The sequence below is a fragment of the uncultured Tateyamaria sp. genome (genome assembly GCF_947504105.1).
GTDB lineage: Bacteria > Pseudomonadota > Alphaproteobacteria > Rhodobacterales > Rhodobacteraceae > Tateyamaria.
Window position 1 is genome coordinate 77,441 of sequence record NZ_CANNGP010000010.1, and the last position, 16,335, is coordinate 93,775.

Here is a 16,335-nt window from a genome sequence, read left to right on the forward strand (position 1 = left end):
CCCTAATGTTTGTGTCGGAACACCACCGTCGCCAAAGGCGGCACGGTAACATCCACGAAATCCGGCAGCCCGTCCCAGTCGCCACTCTGGCTTTGGAGCGCGCCCCCGTTGCCGCGGTCGCCACCGCCATAGGCCGCCGCATCAGTGTTCAGAACCTCCTCCCAAAGGCCCGGAACCGGCACGCCAATGCGCCATTGACGCACGACCGGAGTGAAATTGCACACAACGACAACAGGCGCGTCACCGTCCTCGCCCCGCCGCACAAAGGCGGTCAGCGACTGATCAGGATCATTGGCGATCCATGCAAAACCCGACGGGTCACAATCGCGCCGATGCAGCGCAGGCGTGTCACGGTAAAGGTGGTTCAGATCGCGCACCAACGCCTGCAACCCGCGCTGCTGATCCCCATGCAGCGCATCCCAATCCAACGCCGCATCGTGGTTCCATTCGGCCCACTGGCCAAACTCACAGCCCATGAACAACAGCTTCTTGCCCGGATGGCCCCACATGAACCCATAATATGCACGCAGGTTGGCAAACTTCTCCCACTCGTTCCCCGGCATCTTGCCGATCATCGACCCCTTGCCATGCACCACCTCGTCATGGCTGATCGGCAGGACAAAGTTTTCCGAAAATGAATAATCAATCGGCGATGTCATCAGGTGATGATCGTATTTGCGATGCACCGGGTCCTTTTCGATGTACCGCAAGGTGTCGTTCATCCACCCCATGTTCCACTTGTACCCGAACCCAAGACCCCCCGCGTCCACAGGCGTGGACACACCGGGAAAGGCCGTGCTTTCCTCAGCCACCGTCATGATCCCGTCCACCTCACCATAGCAAAGGGTGTTCATCTCCTTGAGGAAATCGATGGCCTCGTAATTCTCCCGCCCGCCATCCTTGTTCGGCACCCATTCGCCGTCGGCGCGCGAGTAATCGCGGTAGAGCATCGACGCCACCGCATCCACACGTAGCCCGTCAATATGGTATTCCTTGAACCAATACAGCGCATTGGCGGTGAGGTGGTTCTTCACCTCGCGCCGCCCGTAATTGTAGATCAGCGTGTTCCAGTCCTGATGAAACCCCTCGCGCGGGTCAGCATGCTCATACAGATGCGTGCCGTCAAACTGTGCCAACCCATGGGCATCCGACGGGAAGTGGCCCGGCACCCAATCAAGGATCACGCCCAGCCCTGCCTTATGCGCGGCTTCCACCAGATCGCGGAACTCATGCGGCGGACCAAAGCGGATTGTCGGGGCATACAGACCCAGCGGCTGATAGCCCCACGACCCATCAAATGGAAACTCGCTGATCGGCAGAAACTCCAGATGTGTGAAGCCCATCCAGACGGCGTAATCGACAAGCTCCGTCGCCAGCTCGCGGTAGCTCAGCCGCCGCCCGTCCGCCGTGTGACGCCAAGACCCCAGATGCACCTCATAGACAGAAATCGGCTTGTCCCGCTGTTGGGCGACACCGCGCCGCGCCATCCAGCCAGCATCGTCCCAGCCATAGCCCGAAATATCCCGCACGACCGAGGAGGTCTCGGGCGGATGCTGCGCGCCAAAGCCCACCGGATCGGCCTTGAGGAACGGCGTGCCGTCCTGTGGCGCGATCTCGTATTTATACAGATCACCGTCACCCAGGCCGGGCAGGAAAATCTCCCACACGCCGGTCTCGCCCACACGCCGCATTGGATGTCGGCGCCCGTCCCAGATATTGAAATCCCCCACGACAGACGCGCGCGCCGCATTGGGTGCCCAGACAGCAAAATGCGTGCCTGCCACACCATCCACGTCGATCACATGCGCCCCGAGCGCCTGCCACAGCTGGCGGTGCGTGCCCTCACCCATCAGGTGCTGATCCATCTCCGTCAGGACAGGGCCAAAGCGATAGGGGTCCTCGAACGCCCATTCCGCCCCGTCCGCAAACGTGGCCGTCAAGCGATACGCGGACTTGGAATTCGGCACCTGTGCCGCAAAAAGCGGCCCTTCAACGCGGTCCAGCGGAACGGTCTTGCGCCCCACCGCCGCTGTAACACTCGTTGCGTCCGGCACCAGGGCAACACACCACGCCACACGTCCGGTCGTGTGCACACCCAGAACATCAAAGGGGCGGTCATGGCGCGCATTAAGCAGCGCATCGACATCCCCTTGGGTCATATGGGGCGGCAAACTGGTCGTGTCCGCCCCACCCATCAAGCGATGCGCCCGATCAGAAACCCGCTTCCACCCAGTGTCACGCGCGCGCCATCGACCTCAGCGGACTGGTCCAAAAGGGACGTCACCACATGGGGCACATCCACACTCACAGGATCAGGCGACAGGTTATACAGGCACATCATGTTCTCCCCCCGCATGAACCCTAGCACGGGTTCCGGCAGATCAAGAAACACCGTCTTGCCTGCCCGCAAATCGTCCGACCCGCGGCGCAAGGCCAGCATCTCGCGATAAAACGCCAGCACGCTATTCTTCCCCTGCGTCGACACGGCACGCGCAGCTTGCGGCTCCTTGACCGGCAGCCATGTGCGGTTGGCTTGGCTAAAGCCCGCATTGGGCGCGTCAGCCTCCCAAACCATGGGCGTTCGGCACCCATCCCGACCCGTCTTCTCGGGCCAAAAGTTGATGCCCTCGGGATCGGTCAACTCGTCAAAACTCAGCACAGTATCCACCTGCCCCAGTTCCTCGCCCTGATAGATGCAAATGGACCCTTCGAAACTCAGCAACAGAGCCGCCGCCTGCTTGGCCAAGGAATCCTGATCCACCCCATGCTCCAACCAACGCCCCACATGGCGCGGCACGTCATGGTTTGAAAACGCCCAGCAGGGCCAGCCTTCGGGTGCATCCCGAAAGAACGCCTCGATCCGCTCGCGAAAATGCTTGGGGCTGAAATCCGGCCCCAGCATTTCAAAGCTGTAGGCCATGTGCAGGCGCTGACCGGACGTGTACTGCCCCATGATGTCGATGGAATGATGGCTGTCGCCGACCTCACCCACCATGGTCCGATCATCGTATTCGTCCAGAAGCGCGCGCAACCGCTCCAAAAACGCGATGTTCTCGGGCCGGTTCTTGGAAAACAGAGTGTACTGCATCTCGAACGGGCGCACGGCCTCCTGCGCCCAGTCCGATGGGTTCGCCGCGTTGTCGCGTAACAGATGGTCGTGAAAATAGAAGTTCACGGTATCGAGCCGGAAGCCGTCGACCCCCCGATCCAGCCAAAAGCGCACGCAGTCCAGCAGGTAATCCTGCACCTCCCGGTTATGGAAATTCCAATCCGGCTGCTCTTTCAGGAAGTTGTGCATATAGTACTGACGGCGACGCGCATCCCACGTCCAGGCTGGCCCACCGAAAATCGACAGCCAGTTGTTGGGTGGCGTGCCATCGGGGTTCGGATCGGCCCAGATGAACCAGTCCGCCTTGGGGTTGTCGCGGCTCTGACGGCTCTCGGTGAACAGGGCATGCTGGTCCGACGCATGGCTCAGCACCTGATCAATGATGACCTTCAGGCCAAGGTCATGCGCCTTCGCGACCATCTCGTCAAACTGCGCCAAGGTGCCAAAGGTCGGATCGATATCGAGGTAATCCGACACGTCATACCCCATGTCGGCCATGGGCGACGGAAACACAGGGCTGAGCCAGATCGCATCGACACCCAAGGACGCCACATGGTCCAAGCGGTCCATGATGCCCTTGATATCCCCAATCCCATCCCCGTCCGCGTCCATGAAGGACCGGGGATAAATCTGATAGGTCACCGACCCGCGCCACCAGTCCTGTCCGTCTGCCATTGGTTCTGCCTTTAATTAGAGATGTGCACCACCATTCAAAGCGCTTTGACAGGCAACGGCAAGGCGAAAAACAATTGTTTCAAGTCGGGCCGACTGTGTGTCTAATCAGTATGGTCAAATGATCGCTTAGCGGGACAAAGCTGCCGAAGTGACTAAGAAAGGCTCTTCTCATACCTCCAAACTTGAAACGGAAAAACTCCGCTTAGTGCTTCGAATTCGACAGTACGAAGACCTACATTTTTCCATCCAGATTTATCGTAAAATCTTGCGGCTCTGTCGTTGCCGACCGCGCACGACAGCCAGCCAAGGCTATAACCCGCTTTCATTAGGCGCTGTTCTGCATCGGTCATGAGTACTTGGGCCAGGCCAGTACCGCGTGCTTGGGGGGCCGTATACATTTGATACAGCTCATCTTCTTTGATCATGCAGAGGCCAAGAACATGGCCATTTTCGATATAAACCCGGACAAACTTTAAGTTGCTCCTAAGCCTATGAATAAAGCTTTCAGAAGTCCTCGATCTCACTAGTTCAATCGGCACGATAGCAGAATGAGCTTCGTGCCAACCTCGTTCCCAAACACTAGCAGCGTCAGCGAGGTCATTCTGATGCAAGTTTGAAATATGGAATTCCATTGCCTGAAAATATGTCGTGTTTAGCGTGCCAGCAAGCCACGACACTTTGGGCTCAAAAATCCTTTTCTGGCAACGTCTGAAAACCAAGCGCTTCCACCCCGGCCATTGCGCCCGCGCGCACCACAAGCTACCCCATTCCAAATGAAACCGATCCGCCTCATCAGTGGTTTCCTGACCGTGGGTGTCTGGACGCTGCTCAGCCGCATCTTGGGCTTCGTGCGCGAGATCATGATCCTGTCGCTGATCGGCCCCGGCCCGCTGATGGACGCCTTTGTTGCCGCCTTCCGCCTGCCCAACATGTTTCGCCGCTTCTTTGCCGAAGGGGCGTTCAATGCAGCCTTTGTTCCGATGTTCTCGGCCAAACTCGAAGGGGAAGAGGACGCCGCCCGCTTTGGCCGGGATGCCCTGAACGGGCTGGCGCTGGTCACACTGATCCTGACGGCGCTCGCCATGATTTTCATGCCCGCGCTGGTATGGGCCACGGCAGGCGGTTTTGGGCAGGAACGGTTTGACCTGGCGGTGGGCTTTGGCCGCATCGTCTTTCCCTACATCTTCTTCATGTCGCTGTCGGCACTGTTTTCCGGGGTGCTGAACGCCACGGGCCGGTTTGCGGCCGCCGCCGCGGCACCCGTTCTTTTGAACGTCATGGTGATTGGCGCCATGACACTCGCCTGGGCAACCGGTGGCGCGGCAATCAATTGGCTGGTCTGGACCGTCCCCCTCGCGGGTGTGGCGCAACTGGCGCTGACATGGGGGGCTGCCGCCCAAGCGGGCTTTGCCCTGCGCCTTGGTCGACCCCGCTGGACCCCGGACATGTCACGGATGGTCCGCACTGCGATCCCCGCCGCGCTCGCCACGGGGGTCATGCAGATCAATCTGGTCGTGGGTCAGCTCGTGGCCTCAAACTACGACAACGCGGTCAGCTGGCTGTTCGCCGCTGACCGGCTCTATCAACTGCCGCTTGGGGTTGTGGGGATTGCCGTGGGCATCGTTCTGTTGCCGGACCTGTCCCGCAGGCTCAAGGCAAACGACATCGATGGTGCGCGTGCGGCCTATTCGCGCGCGGCGGAATTTTCCATGGCACTCACCCTGCCCAGCGCAGTGGCGTTGGTGGTGATCCCATTGCCGCTGGTGTCGGTCCTGTTTCAACGCGGCGCGACGGGGGCGGATGACGCAGCCGCCATCGCTGTTGCCGTGGCGATCTACGGCGCAGGCCTGCCCGCCTTCGTCCTGCAAAAGGTGCTTCAACCCCAGTATTTCGCGCGCGGAGACACCAAACGGCCCTTCCACTACGCGTTGGTGGCCATGGTCATCAATGCCGCCATCGCCGTGGGGCTGTCACCGGCAATCGGCTGGATCGCCCCCGCCGTCGCCACGACCGTTGCGGGATGGGCCATGCTGGGACTGCTGTATATGGGGCTGCGCGGCATGGGGGACGTGGTGCAGGTCGACACCCGCTACCGCCAGCGCCTGCCGCGCATTGTCATTGCATCGCTGGTGATGGGTGTCGTTCTGGGGGCTTTCGCAACCGTACTGAAACCCGCGCTTGGAACAGAAGGGGTGCGCTACTTAGCGCTGCTGGGGCTGATCACGATGGGGGCAGGCAGCTATTTCGGCATCGCCCACGCCATCGGAGCCTTGAAACTGTCGGACATCCGTGGGGCTGTGCGACGCGGTTAGCGACGGCGCAGAGTGCTCAGCACTCGGACCCATCCGCCGGGCATGACAAAGGCCGTCAGGCCAAAGCCGGCGCAGAAGCCCGACAATTCCGCCACCCAGGCATAACCCACCTGAAAGAACATCCCGAACAAAAGCTGCAAACCCATCAACACCCCGATCAGAGTAAAGGCGCGCGCCTGAGGTCCGCCGGTCGCAGCCAGTTTCTGCCACAGCAGAAACGTAAAGACACCAATCAGACCATAGACACTGGGATAGGCGCCAACCAACCACGCCTGATCCGTGACCAAGCCAAAGACGGTCGCGCCAAATATCCCGCACAAAACAAACAGCAGGATCACGGCCCAACCGCCCATCACCTCACCCACCATCTTTCCCATGGCCAGCAGGATAACACCCGCAAACAGGGTCGAGGTGAACGTGCCGTGTACAAAAGGATAGGTCAGGAACCGCAGCAAATGCTCGGGCAAAAGAATGCCGTTGCTCAGCATGTAGTCAAATGCCTCACCCGAAAAGCTGTAGTCGTTCAACGCCTGCAACCGCCACCCAACAGCGGCCGGTCCGCCGATCAGGTTGGCCTCGCCCAGCGAAAACGCCAGCTCGGGCAGGGCCACCGCCAGGAAAAGCAGCCACACAGCGGGCGGCAAAGGGTTCACGGGGCTTGGATCATGGTGCTCGGACATGGGGGCCTGCCTGCTTGAACTTTGTTTAAGCCATGGGTAAGCCAACGACGCAAATTTGCCCAGAGGTAAGCCAATGTCAGACAGCCAATTCACACCCCGCGTGTTCTCCGGCATGCAGCCTTCTGGCGGCCTGACGCTGGGCAACTACCTCGGTGCGCTCAAACGCTATGTAGAGATGCAGGACGAAGGCACGTACGAGACGGTCTATTGCATGGTCGACCTGCACGCGATCACCGTCTGGCAGGACCCTGCCGAACTGGCGGCCAAGACCCGCGAACTGGCCGCCGCATACATCGCCGCTGGCGTTGACCCCGAACGGTCCATCCTCATCAACCAGTCCCAGGTCCCTGAGCACGCCCAGCTTGGCTGGGTCTTCAACTGCGTGGCCCGCATGGGCTGGATGCAGCGCATGACGCAGTTCAAGGACAAGGCAGGCAAGAACGCACAGAACGCGTCGCTTGGCCTGTTCGGCTACCCCGCGCTGATGGCGGCAGACATCCTGATCTACCACGCCACCCACGTGCCCGTGGGCGACGACCAGAAACAGCACCTCGAACTGACACGCGACATTGCCGCCAAGTTCAACCACGACTACGGCGTCGACTTCTTCCCCCTCACCGAACCGGTGATCAAAGGGGCGGCCACTCGTGTGATGAGCCTGCGCGACGGGTCCAAGAAGATGTCGAAATCCGATCCCTCGGACGCCTCGCGCATCAACATGACGGACGACGCCGACACGATTGCGAAAAAGATCCGCAAGGCCAAGACAGACCCCGACGCCCTGCCATCCGAGGTCAAAGGGCTCGAAGACCGCCCCGAGGCGCGCAACCTCGTGAACATCTACGCCGCCCTTGCGGACATGAGCGTCGAACAAGTGCTGGCCGATCACGGCGGCGCCCAATTCGGCACATTCAAACCGGCACTGGCAGAACTCGCGGTGGCAAAACTCAGCCCAATCGCGTCCGAGATGACGCGGCTGATGGGTGACGTCACCGAGATCGACAGGTTGCTGGCCCGCGGTGCAGAACAAGCGCGCGAGATTACAGCGCCGATCCTGAAAAAGACCTACGAGATCGTGGGCATGGTCGGCAGTTAAAGCGGGTTTCCGGCCATTGGCCGATCCGATATGAACGGCTGCCTCCGTGTCTTGAATTTCTTAAGCTTACGCCCGCTTTTTGATGGGCGTGAGCAGACCGCTAAGGGAGACAGGCGTGTCAGGGCATCTTGATGCCCCTCACTCTCAAGCCGAACCAAGCCTGTTGCGCGCGCAACCTGAAAACAGGTTGTCTCCACACAAAAAATACGCCCCGCTCGGAACCAGCGGGGCGCACGTGTTTTACCTTCCGATCAGCCCAGCAAATCGTCATTCGGGTTGGTGTCGATCCCGATGATCAGCGGGTCATGATCGGATGCGGCAAACAGGCTGCCTTCAAAGAAGTTCGGATTGTTGAAGGCGGAATTGTAGTTCAGCAGGTCCGGTTCATCTGCATTGATGTGCCACTCTGCTGCCCCCGTGATCAGGCTGGCCATATCGTCCGACGCAATGGCATGATCCAACGCCCCACGTTGACCGTCAAAGACAAAGCTGTAGGCGTCGTCCTGGCCAATGAACTGGTCGATCAGGTCCACCAGATCCGGATCATCGGTCAACGTCTGAACCGGATCTTCCTGAGCATAGGCGTTGAGATCGCCCATGATGATGAAGTTGGACACACCGCCGCCCATATAGTCGTTTTCGATCCACGTCTGGACCTCGGCCGACGCGTCGGCGCGGACCTGGTTCCAGAAGCCCTGGCCGTCACCCTGATCAAAGTTCGGATCGTTGACGAGCGCGTCGATATCGGCTTGCGTGATGTCGGTACCACCGCCATCCAGATAATCCTGCGCGGCCTCGACCAGATCATCCAGACCGCTGGGGCCTTTGGACTTGAAGTGGTTCGAAACGATCGTGAACGTTTCGCCCGTTTCATTGGCTTCGAAGGTGGCTGCAACGGCGGGACGGTTCCTCTGGAAATCACCAACCTGGGAACCCGTTGGAACCACCGCGTTCAGCACTTCCGCCAAGGCAAAGGTCGTGGCAGCAGAACTTTCTTCGAACGCAAGGAATTCAGACCCCACAACCGACACGGCGTTGGCATCATATATGATGCCCGTGGTGATCGCGTCAGTACCGATAAAGCCCGCATCGGCCGTTGGGTCCACAAAGGCGTAGTTCGCGCCTGATCCCGTTGCCGCCGCGTCGTCGTTCAGCGCGCCAACCAGTGTCGCGATGGCCGAATCCGAACCAAATCCACCGTTTTCGATCTCCTGCAGGGCGAATATCTCGGCACCGGTGCCCGTGATGGCGTCGACCAGTTTTTCGGTCTGACGTTCAAGATCGGCCTCGGTCGAGGCGCCGCGCGGATCAAGGCCGTTGGGACCCGAACCGCCGTCACCGTTCAACGTGGTGAAGTAGTTCAGCACATTGATCGACGCGACCTGAATATCCCCACCGACATCCGGCGCGGTCTCCTCGCGGGCGCCGGAATTGGTGCTTTCGTCGATGTTCAGCGTGCCATCGACCAACATCCGGTACTCACCAAAACCAAAGGTCATAATGCCCGTGGTCGGCCCGTCGATCTCGGCCCCAAGGCGCAGCGTTGGTCCGGTTTCGGTGAACGTGTCGCCCGCATCAAGGAACCCATTGCCATTGTCGCCGGATGTCGTGTTGGGAATGTACTGGAACTCGTCGGGGTTTTGTTCCGAATTCCCGTCATCGATCAGCAGCCGGTTGTTGGCATTCTCTTCGGCCAACGCGGCAACCTCATCCGCTTCGGTCTGAGCGTCGAAGATTTGAGTTGGTTGTGTCTGTACGCCAGCCGACACGGTGATCTCACCAAAGCGGTCAAGGTTGAAATTCTCGACGACCGTGATGTTTTCCCCTTCGATCCCGCTATCAAGGGTAAAGCGCATACCTTCGATCGCCTCGAAATCCTGTGCCGCGCCACTCAGCAGAACAGAGGCTGCCGTCGGCAGTTCGTTCCCTGATGATACAATCCGCATCGTATCCTGACCCAGTTGCGTGGTGCCAAAGAATTCATCGACAACGCCACGTGTCACCACCAGATCGCCGACCTGCGGTTGGTTGTCGCCACCAGTAAAAACAAAAATGCCTTCCGACGTCTGGGCGTTGGCGTCGTTGTCGGCATCTTCTTCCTGCAGGAAATAGCCGTCCGATGTGACATAGGTGACGATCGCCTCGACCGTGACAACCTGATCCACCAGCTCACTTTCCGTGCCATCGCCCTGAATGTCAGAAATCAGCACCCGGTCGTCATCGTCCAGCACCTCGACCGACGCACTGTCCGTGACAATGTCTCCTCCGACCGGGTTGTCGAGGGTGACAGTGAACGTTTCATCATCCTCGACCATCATGTCGCCCGTCACCTCCAAGGTGACCGTGGCACAGGTTTGACCGGCCGCAAATTGAACCGTGCCCGCGGGAAGGACACCGCCGAAATCGTCCGCGTCAACATCGCCTCCAATGGCGAAATCAATGCTTCCCGCTTCGGACACATCGCCATCGCGGGTGATTTCAAAAGTGACTTCGGTAACACCATCGTCGCCTTCGAACACATCCTCGCTGAGCGCTGAAACGGAATAGGTCGGCGGCTCGGGCTCTCCGGTGCCGCCTTCGCTTGTGCCTTCGATGACAATGTTCTGGAAGGCAAACGCCTCCGATCCACCATCTGTGTTGGCAGTAAAGGTCAGGTTCAGGGTCGAACCGGTCCCGTCGATCGACCCGCTGAGCGTTTGCAACATGTTCGACAATACCTCTCCGGATCCCGACAAGGTCAGCGGGTCACTCAGTGTTTCGACGCTGCCCCCGGCCAGCGTGTAGTCAAGCGTCGCGGCTTCATCGGCCACGAAGTCAAACAGCGTCATCTCGGTGCCGCCATCGATGTTGTAGGTAAAGCCGAAACTGTCTGAGCTTTCGAAATCACCCATCGCACCGGCGTCAATCGACAGCATCAGGTCTGTGAACCCCGAAATGTCAAAGGCCCACGTCGCCGTCACCGGACCAGACGTGTCGCTGTTGACGGTATCCGTCGCGCCGAAAAATGCATCCGTGTTGCTGCTGCCGTCGATGATGCCAAGGCCGTCGCCGGGAAAGGCACCTGCACTGTCGTCAACAAGGCTGAACGGTATTGATGCGCTGGTGCCGACCTGGAAAATACCAAAACCGTCGCCCGCACTCGAAAAGGTCGGCGCATTGTTCATGAACGAAATCAGGTTCACATCCGCATCACCTGTCAGCGTCGAGGCAACCACCTGTGGCTCCGAAGACGCCGCAGCCTCGATTACGAGGTTCTGCAGTGCAAAGGCTTCTGATCCACCATCGGTGCTGCCGGTCAAAGTGACGTTCAGTACGGATCCGGTTCCCGCCAATTCCGCGCTCAATGTTTGCAACGCATTCGACAACACCTCGCCCGTACCGCTCACGATCAGCGGGTCATCCAATGTCTCGACGCCGCCACCAGCCAATGTGTAATCGACAGTCGCCGCTTCATCGGCCACAAACTCAAAGAGCACCATTTCGGAACCGCCATCGATGTTGTAGGTCAACACGAAGCTGTCGGAGCTTTCGAAATCGCCCATGGCACCGACATCCACGCTAAGGCTCAGATTGCTCTCCCCCGCGATATCAAAGCTCCAGATGGCCGAAACAGGGCCATCGTTGTCGGCGTTCTGCGTGTCCGTGGCACCAAAGAACACATCCGTGTTGCTGTTGCTGTCGATGATGCCAAGGCTGTCGCCCGGGAACACTGCCGCGCTATCGTCAATCAGGCTGAACGGGACAGACCCCGCTCCGGCCTGGAAAAGGCCAAACCCATCCCCGGCGCTGGAGAATTCCGGCGCAGTGCTCACGAAACTCAGCAGCCCCAGCGACGCACTGCCAACCATATCAAAGGCAATGACGTTGGAGCCTGCCCCCCCGGTCGGCGGCAGAGCCACGACCTGAACCGCGACATTCCGGGTCGTGCTTTCATTGCCGTCCGATATCGTCAACTCAAGATCGTAGATATTGTCTCCCTCCTGATCGAGCGGATTTTCCAGATCGGGGGCATCGAGGAAACTGATGGCGCCCGTCGCTTCGTCGATGGTGAACAACGCCGCATCCGCGCCGGACAGGGAAAAGCTCAACGCATCGCCGTTCGCGTCTTCGGCATCGATCACGGCCTGGAACATGCTGTTGCCTTCGATCAGGCAAATCTGTTCGACGGCCAGAAGGTTCGGGGCATCATTCTCGCCCTCGATGGTGACAGAGACGGTCGCAGTGACCGTGCTGCCATTGTTGTCGGTGACAGAATAGGTGAACGTGTCAGTCGCACTGTCACCATTGCCCAGGCTTTCGAAAATTGTGCCCGGATCATAGATCACCTCGCCATCCACAAGGCTGACCACTGCACCAGCGGCGCTGGTTGCGGACACCGCCGTGATCTCGAGCACGTCACCATCCACGTCAGTGTCATTTGCCAACAGCGCCGCCGTCGTCACTGTCAAAACACCGCTTTCGCTTACGGTCGCGGTGTCATCGCCTGCAATGACCGGGTCATTTTCACCCGTGACAGTGACCGTTACGGTGGCGGTGTCCGTGCCGCCCTTGCCGTCGTCCACGACATAGGTGAACGTATCGGTCGCGGTCTCACCAACAGCCAGATTATCAAAAAGCGTGCCCGGATCGTAGCTGATCTCTCCCCCGTCCAGCGTCACGGTCGCACCCGCTGCGCTCGTGGCAGAGACGGACGTGATCTCTGTCGTATCTCCGTCGAATTCCTGGTCATTGGCCAGAAGCGCGCCTGTCGTGATCGTCAGAGTTGCATTCTCTGCGGTCGAAACAGCATCGTCGCCCGCAAGCACGGCGTTGTTCAGACCATTGAGGAAAAGGGGGTAGTCGTCTTCGGCAAAATACAGCGCCTCGACGCTGTACAGTGTGTCACGGCCTGCATCGTCGACACTCGGATCGACCGACTTGACCGTGGTCGGACCCCACCAGCTTCGGGTGCTTATGGCATAGTCATCAATCGAGCCCGCATACTGCGCTGTATCGAACCCGAAACCGCCAAAGATACGGTCGTTACCGGCACCGCCGTTGATCGTATCATCGCCAAAACCGGCAAAGACCAAATCGCTTCCAGCACCTGATGAGATCGAGTCGTTTCCGCCGAATGCGAAAATGACATCCCGCCCATCCGTTCCCGTTAAGGTATCCGATCCCCACGATCCAAATTCAAAGTTACGATGATGACGACCCATGTCGCGTCCCCCTGGAAATTGATGCTTTTAGCTTGTCCTCTCATCTAGTTGTAAAAGTTATGGAACAGTCGAACGACAATTTGTGTCGACGGCGATTTCTCGCTCGAGTTGTGCGTAGAGCGTCGCTAAAATCATCAGAGTGGCAGGATTTTCAGCAATATGGCAGTCTGCCGGTCGCGCCGGCCATTCGGCTTGAACTCCGGCGACCGTGTCTAGCCAAAATGGAACCAACGCCGCCGAACATAAACCTTCGTTGCCGCTATCGCACAAACCGCAATTCTGGAACAAACATACTGTGGCGTAGCTACCGGTTCACCGTCATAAACTCCACCGTCGCCTGCGCCAGTTCAGGGCCTACATCCTCTTGCAGGAAATGCCCGGCCCCATCAAAGATCACATGCGCCTGACCCTTGGCCCCCGGCATCTTGTGCTGGAACACCTTCTCGACCCCGGCCATCACTTTGTCCTGCGCGCCAAAGGCGGTCAGGACGGGCAGCTCCAGTGTCTCCAACACAGCCCACGCCGCCCGGTTCGGCCCTGCGGCCGGGTCATCCGGCCCATCCGGCACCAGCATCGGAAACACCCGCGCACCGGCCTTGTAACTCTCATCGGGGAACGGCGCATTGTAAGCTGCCACTTCCTCGGGCGTCAGCTTCGTTTCGGTCCCGCCATAGACAATCCGGCCCGCATCGAACGGGTCAACCGTCTGCGAAAACTCACGCCACGCCTTGAACGCATCACTCATCGGATGATCCCCCGTGGGCAGCGCCGTATTCGCCACCACCAGCCGCGCAAACTGCTCCGGCATGGCCGCCAACAGACGCAAGCCGATCAACCCGCCCCAGTCCTGGCAGACCAGCGTAGTGCCCGTCGCATCGACCTGCCGCAGCCAGTCGCTCATCCAGTCCACATGCCGCTGATAGGTATAGTCGGACTGCAGCGCGGGCTTGTCCGACCGGCCAAAGCCCACAAGATCGGGGGCCAGTACCCGATGACCCGCAGCGGTAAAAACCGGGATCATGTGACGATAGAGGTAACTCCATGTCGGCTCCCCGTGCATGACCAGCACAACCTCGCCGTCACGCGGCCCTTCGTCCAGGTAATGGACACGCAGTGACCCGCCATCGGTATCGTCGACATCGACATAATGCGGGGCAAAGTCGAAATCCGGCAGCCCGTCAAACCGGGCATCGTCGGTCCTCAAGATATCCATGGCATCCTCCACTGGCAGATGCTCAGCCTATGGGCGCCCAAGCGCATCTGTCCACCGCCCCGCACCAACGCTGTGCGGAACTGCGCCTAGGCACTGAACCTGACGATCCCTAGCTTTCGGATCACAAGGAGACGCACCATGACCGCCAAAGTCCCCGCCGACACACGCGTCGGCCATATCCACCTCAAGGTCGCCGACCTCGGACGGTCCATCACGTTCTACCGCGATGTCCTCGGCTTCACCCTGACCCAACGCTACGGCGATCAGGCCGCCTTCCTGTCGGCGGGCGGCTACCATCACCATATCGGGCTGAACACCTGGCACTCGCGCGGCGCAGGCCCAGCACCGGAACAGGCGGCGGGCCTCTATCACGTGGCCTTTCTCTTCCCCGACCGCGCGTCGCTTGGGGCGGCCTTGGGCCGCGTGCTCGATCACGGCACAGCACTGGACGGGGCCGCTGATCACGGCGTGTCCGAAGCCGTCTACATCCGTGACCCCGATGGTAACGGGATCGAGCTGTACCGCGACCGGCCAGAGGCGGAGTGGCCCCGCACATCCGATGGCACGCTTGCCATGGTCAACACACCGCTGGATGTGCCCGCACTGCTGGCCGAAGGTGCGGCATAATCACCCCCGTTAACTGTTCCTAAGCGTGGTTTTCTATCTGCGCACCGAAACATCGCAGTTTGCCCGCCAAATGACGCGGTTTTTCGGAAACGGGCAAAAGGACCTCGGAAATGGCCGCCTCAAATGTCGTAGTTTCGCGGGGAAAACATGCAGTTTTGACACAAGGCGCCCGTCAAGGACGCCGCCAATCCTGCGCAGACGTCATGGTTAACAGACCGCACGCTGGCATGGACAATCCCGGACCGCTTCGACACCTTCGACCGCAAAGGGAGGGGCACAAATGAGCACTGGATTCTACTGGGACGAACGCACCATGTGGCACGGCGGCGGCAACTATGCCTTCACCGTTCCATTGGGTGGATTGGTGCAGCCGCTCGCCGCCGGTGGTCTACCCGAAAGCCCTGAAACCAAGCGGCGGATGAAGAACCTGATGGATGTCACGGGTCTGACAAATGACCTGCATGTCACCACGGCTGACGCTGCGACACATGACCAGTTACTGCGTGTGCATCCCGACAGCTACCTGAGTGAATTCAAAGCCTTATCGGATGCAAAAGGGGGTGAGATCGGCCACCACGCGCCCTTTGCAACGGGCGGATACGAGATCGCCGCACTGGCCGCTGGCCTCACCACTGCAGCGGTCGAAGCCGTACTGAAAGGCACCCATGAAAACGCCTACGCCCTCGCCCGCCCGCCGGGCCACCATTGCGAGGCCGCGACCCCCATGGGCTTCTGCCTGATGGCCAACATCGCCATCGCGATCGAGGCCGCCAAAGCCACCCGACCCGATCTGCGTGTCGCCGTTCTGGACTGGGATGTGCACCACGGCAATGGCACGGAATCCATCTTCTATAACCGGCCCGATGTGCTCACGATCTCCTTCCATCAGGAAGGGAATTATCCTTTAGAAACCGGATACTTAGAAGATCGTGGTAGAGGAGAAGGAGAAGGCGCAAACATCAACCTCCCCCTGCCCGCAGGGACCGGCCACACCGCCTATCTCCACGCCATTGACCGCGTGGCCGTTCCGGCCATCGAAGCCTTCAATCCCGACCTGATCATCGTGGCCTGCGGCTTTGACGCCGCCGCCGTGGACCCCCTCGCCCGGATGCTCGCCACTGCCGAAACCTTCCGCGAAATGACGTTGAAGATCAAAGCCTTGGCGGAACGTATCTGCGACGGCAAACTGGTTCTCAGCCACGAGGGCGGATACTCGGAAATCTACGTCCCCTTCTGTGGTCACGCCACGCTCGAAGCCCTGTCTGGCAGCAAAATCACCGCCCCCGATCCCATGGCCCGCGCCTTGAACAACCGTCAGCCGGGACCACGGTTCGATGCCTTCCTGCGCGCCGAAATCGACCATATGGCCCAACAACTTGACCTCTAACCCCTTGACGTCGCAGCCAATCGCCACGACATGAC

Annotated in this window: 10 protein-coding genes; 4 read left to right on the forward strand and 6 right to left on the reverse strand. The window is 59.7% G+C overall.

The window, feature by feature from the left end:
- Nucleotides 1-2: 2 nt before the first annotated feature.
- The 3 genes from glgB to Q1A75_RS09035 form a co-directional block, all read right to left on the reverse strand.
- Complete coding sequence (gene glgB / locus Q1A75_RS09025; protein ID WP_299547536.1) at nt 3-2,159, reverse strand: 1,4-alpha-glucan branching protein GlgB; 2,157 nt, start codon at nt 2,157-2,159, stop codon at nt 3-5.
- A 35-nt stretch (nt 2,160-2,194) separates the two neighbouring features.
- On the reverse strand, nt 2,195-3,784 hold the full coding sequence (locus Q1A75_RS09030; protein ID WP_299547533.1) for an alpha-amylase family glycosyl hydrolase: 1,590 nt from the start codon (nt 3,782-3,784) through the stop codon (nt 2,195-2,197).
- 152 nt (nt 3,785-3,936) lie between these two features.
- Nucleotides 3,937-4,416, reverse strand: coding sequence for a GNAT family N-acetyltransferase (locus Q1A75_RS09035; RefSeq protein WP_299547530.1), 480 nt, complete (start codon nt 4,414-4,416; stop codon nt 3,937-3,939).
- A 141-nt stretch (nt 4,417-4,557) separates the two neighbouring features.
- On the opposite strand from Q1A75_RS09035, the gene murJ reads away from it, so the two are divergent.
- Nucleotides 4,558-6,096 (forward strand): murein biosynthesis integral membrane protein MurJ, encoded by a 1,539-nt coding sequence (murJ, locus tag Q1A75_RS09040; protein ID WP_299547527.1) that lies wholly within the window; start codon nt 4,558-4,560, stop codon nt 6,094-6,096.
- Here murJ and Q1A75_RS09045 read toward each other — a convergent pair.
- Nucleotides 6,093-6,776: a rhomboid family intramembrane serine protease gene (locus Q1A75_RS09045; RefSeq protein ID WP_299547524.1), complete on the reverse strand. Its 684-nt coding sequence runs from the start codon at nt 6,774-6,776 to the stop codon at nt 6,093-6,095. The two genes, murJ and Q1A75_RS09045, sit on opposite strands and share 4 nt — an antisense overlap.
- Before the next feature lie 73 nt (nt 6,777-6,849).
- On the opposite strand from Q1A75_RS09045, the gene trpS reads away from it, so the two are divergent.
- Complete coding sequence (trpS, locus tag Q1A75_RS09050) at nt 6,850-7,872, forward strand: tryptophan--tRNA ligase (protein WP_299547521.1); 1,023 nt, start codon at nt 6,850-6,852, stop codon at nt 7,870-7,872.
- 251 nt (nt 7,873-8,123) lie between these two features.
- On the opposite strand, the gene Q1A75_RS09055 is transcribed toward trpS, so the two are convergent.
- Nucleotides 8,124-13,073, reverse strand: a complete 4,950-nt coding sequence (locus Q1A75_RS09055) for an ExeM/NucH family extracellular endonuclease (RefSeq protein ID WP_299547518.1) — start codon at nt 13,071-13,073, stop codon at nt 8,124-8,126.
- Between the two features lie 304 nt (nt 13,074-13,377).
- Complete coding sequence (locus Q1A75_RS09060) at nt 13,378-14,286, reverse strand: haloalkane dehalogenase (RefSeq protein ID WP_299547515.1); 909 nt, start codon at nt 14,284-14,286, stop codon at nt 13,378-13,380.
- 138 nt (nt 14,287-14,424) lie between these two features.
- Here Q1A75_RS09060 and Q1A75_RS09065 point away from each other — a divergent pair, with 138 nt between their 5' ends.
- Together Q1A75_RS09065 and Q1A75_RS09070 are read left to right on the forward strand one after the other, a co-directional pair.
- A complete protein-coding gene (locus Q1A75_RS09065; protein ID WP_299547512.1) occupies nt 14,425-14,913 on the forward strand; it encodes a VOC family protein in 489 nt (162 codons plus the stop codon).
- Nucleotides 14,914-15,193: 280 nt separating this feature from the next.
- On the forward strand, nt 15,194-16,300 hold the full coding sequence (locus tag Q1A75_RS09070) for a class II histone deacetylase (protein WP_299547509.1): 1,107 nt from the start codon (nt 15,194-15,196) through the stop codon (nt 16,298-16,300).
- The last annotated feature ends 35 nt before the right edge of the window (nt 16,301-16,335 follow it).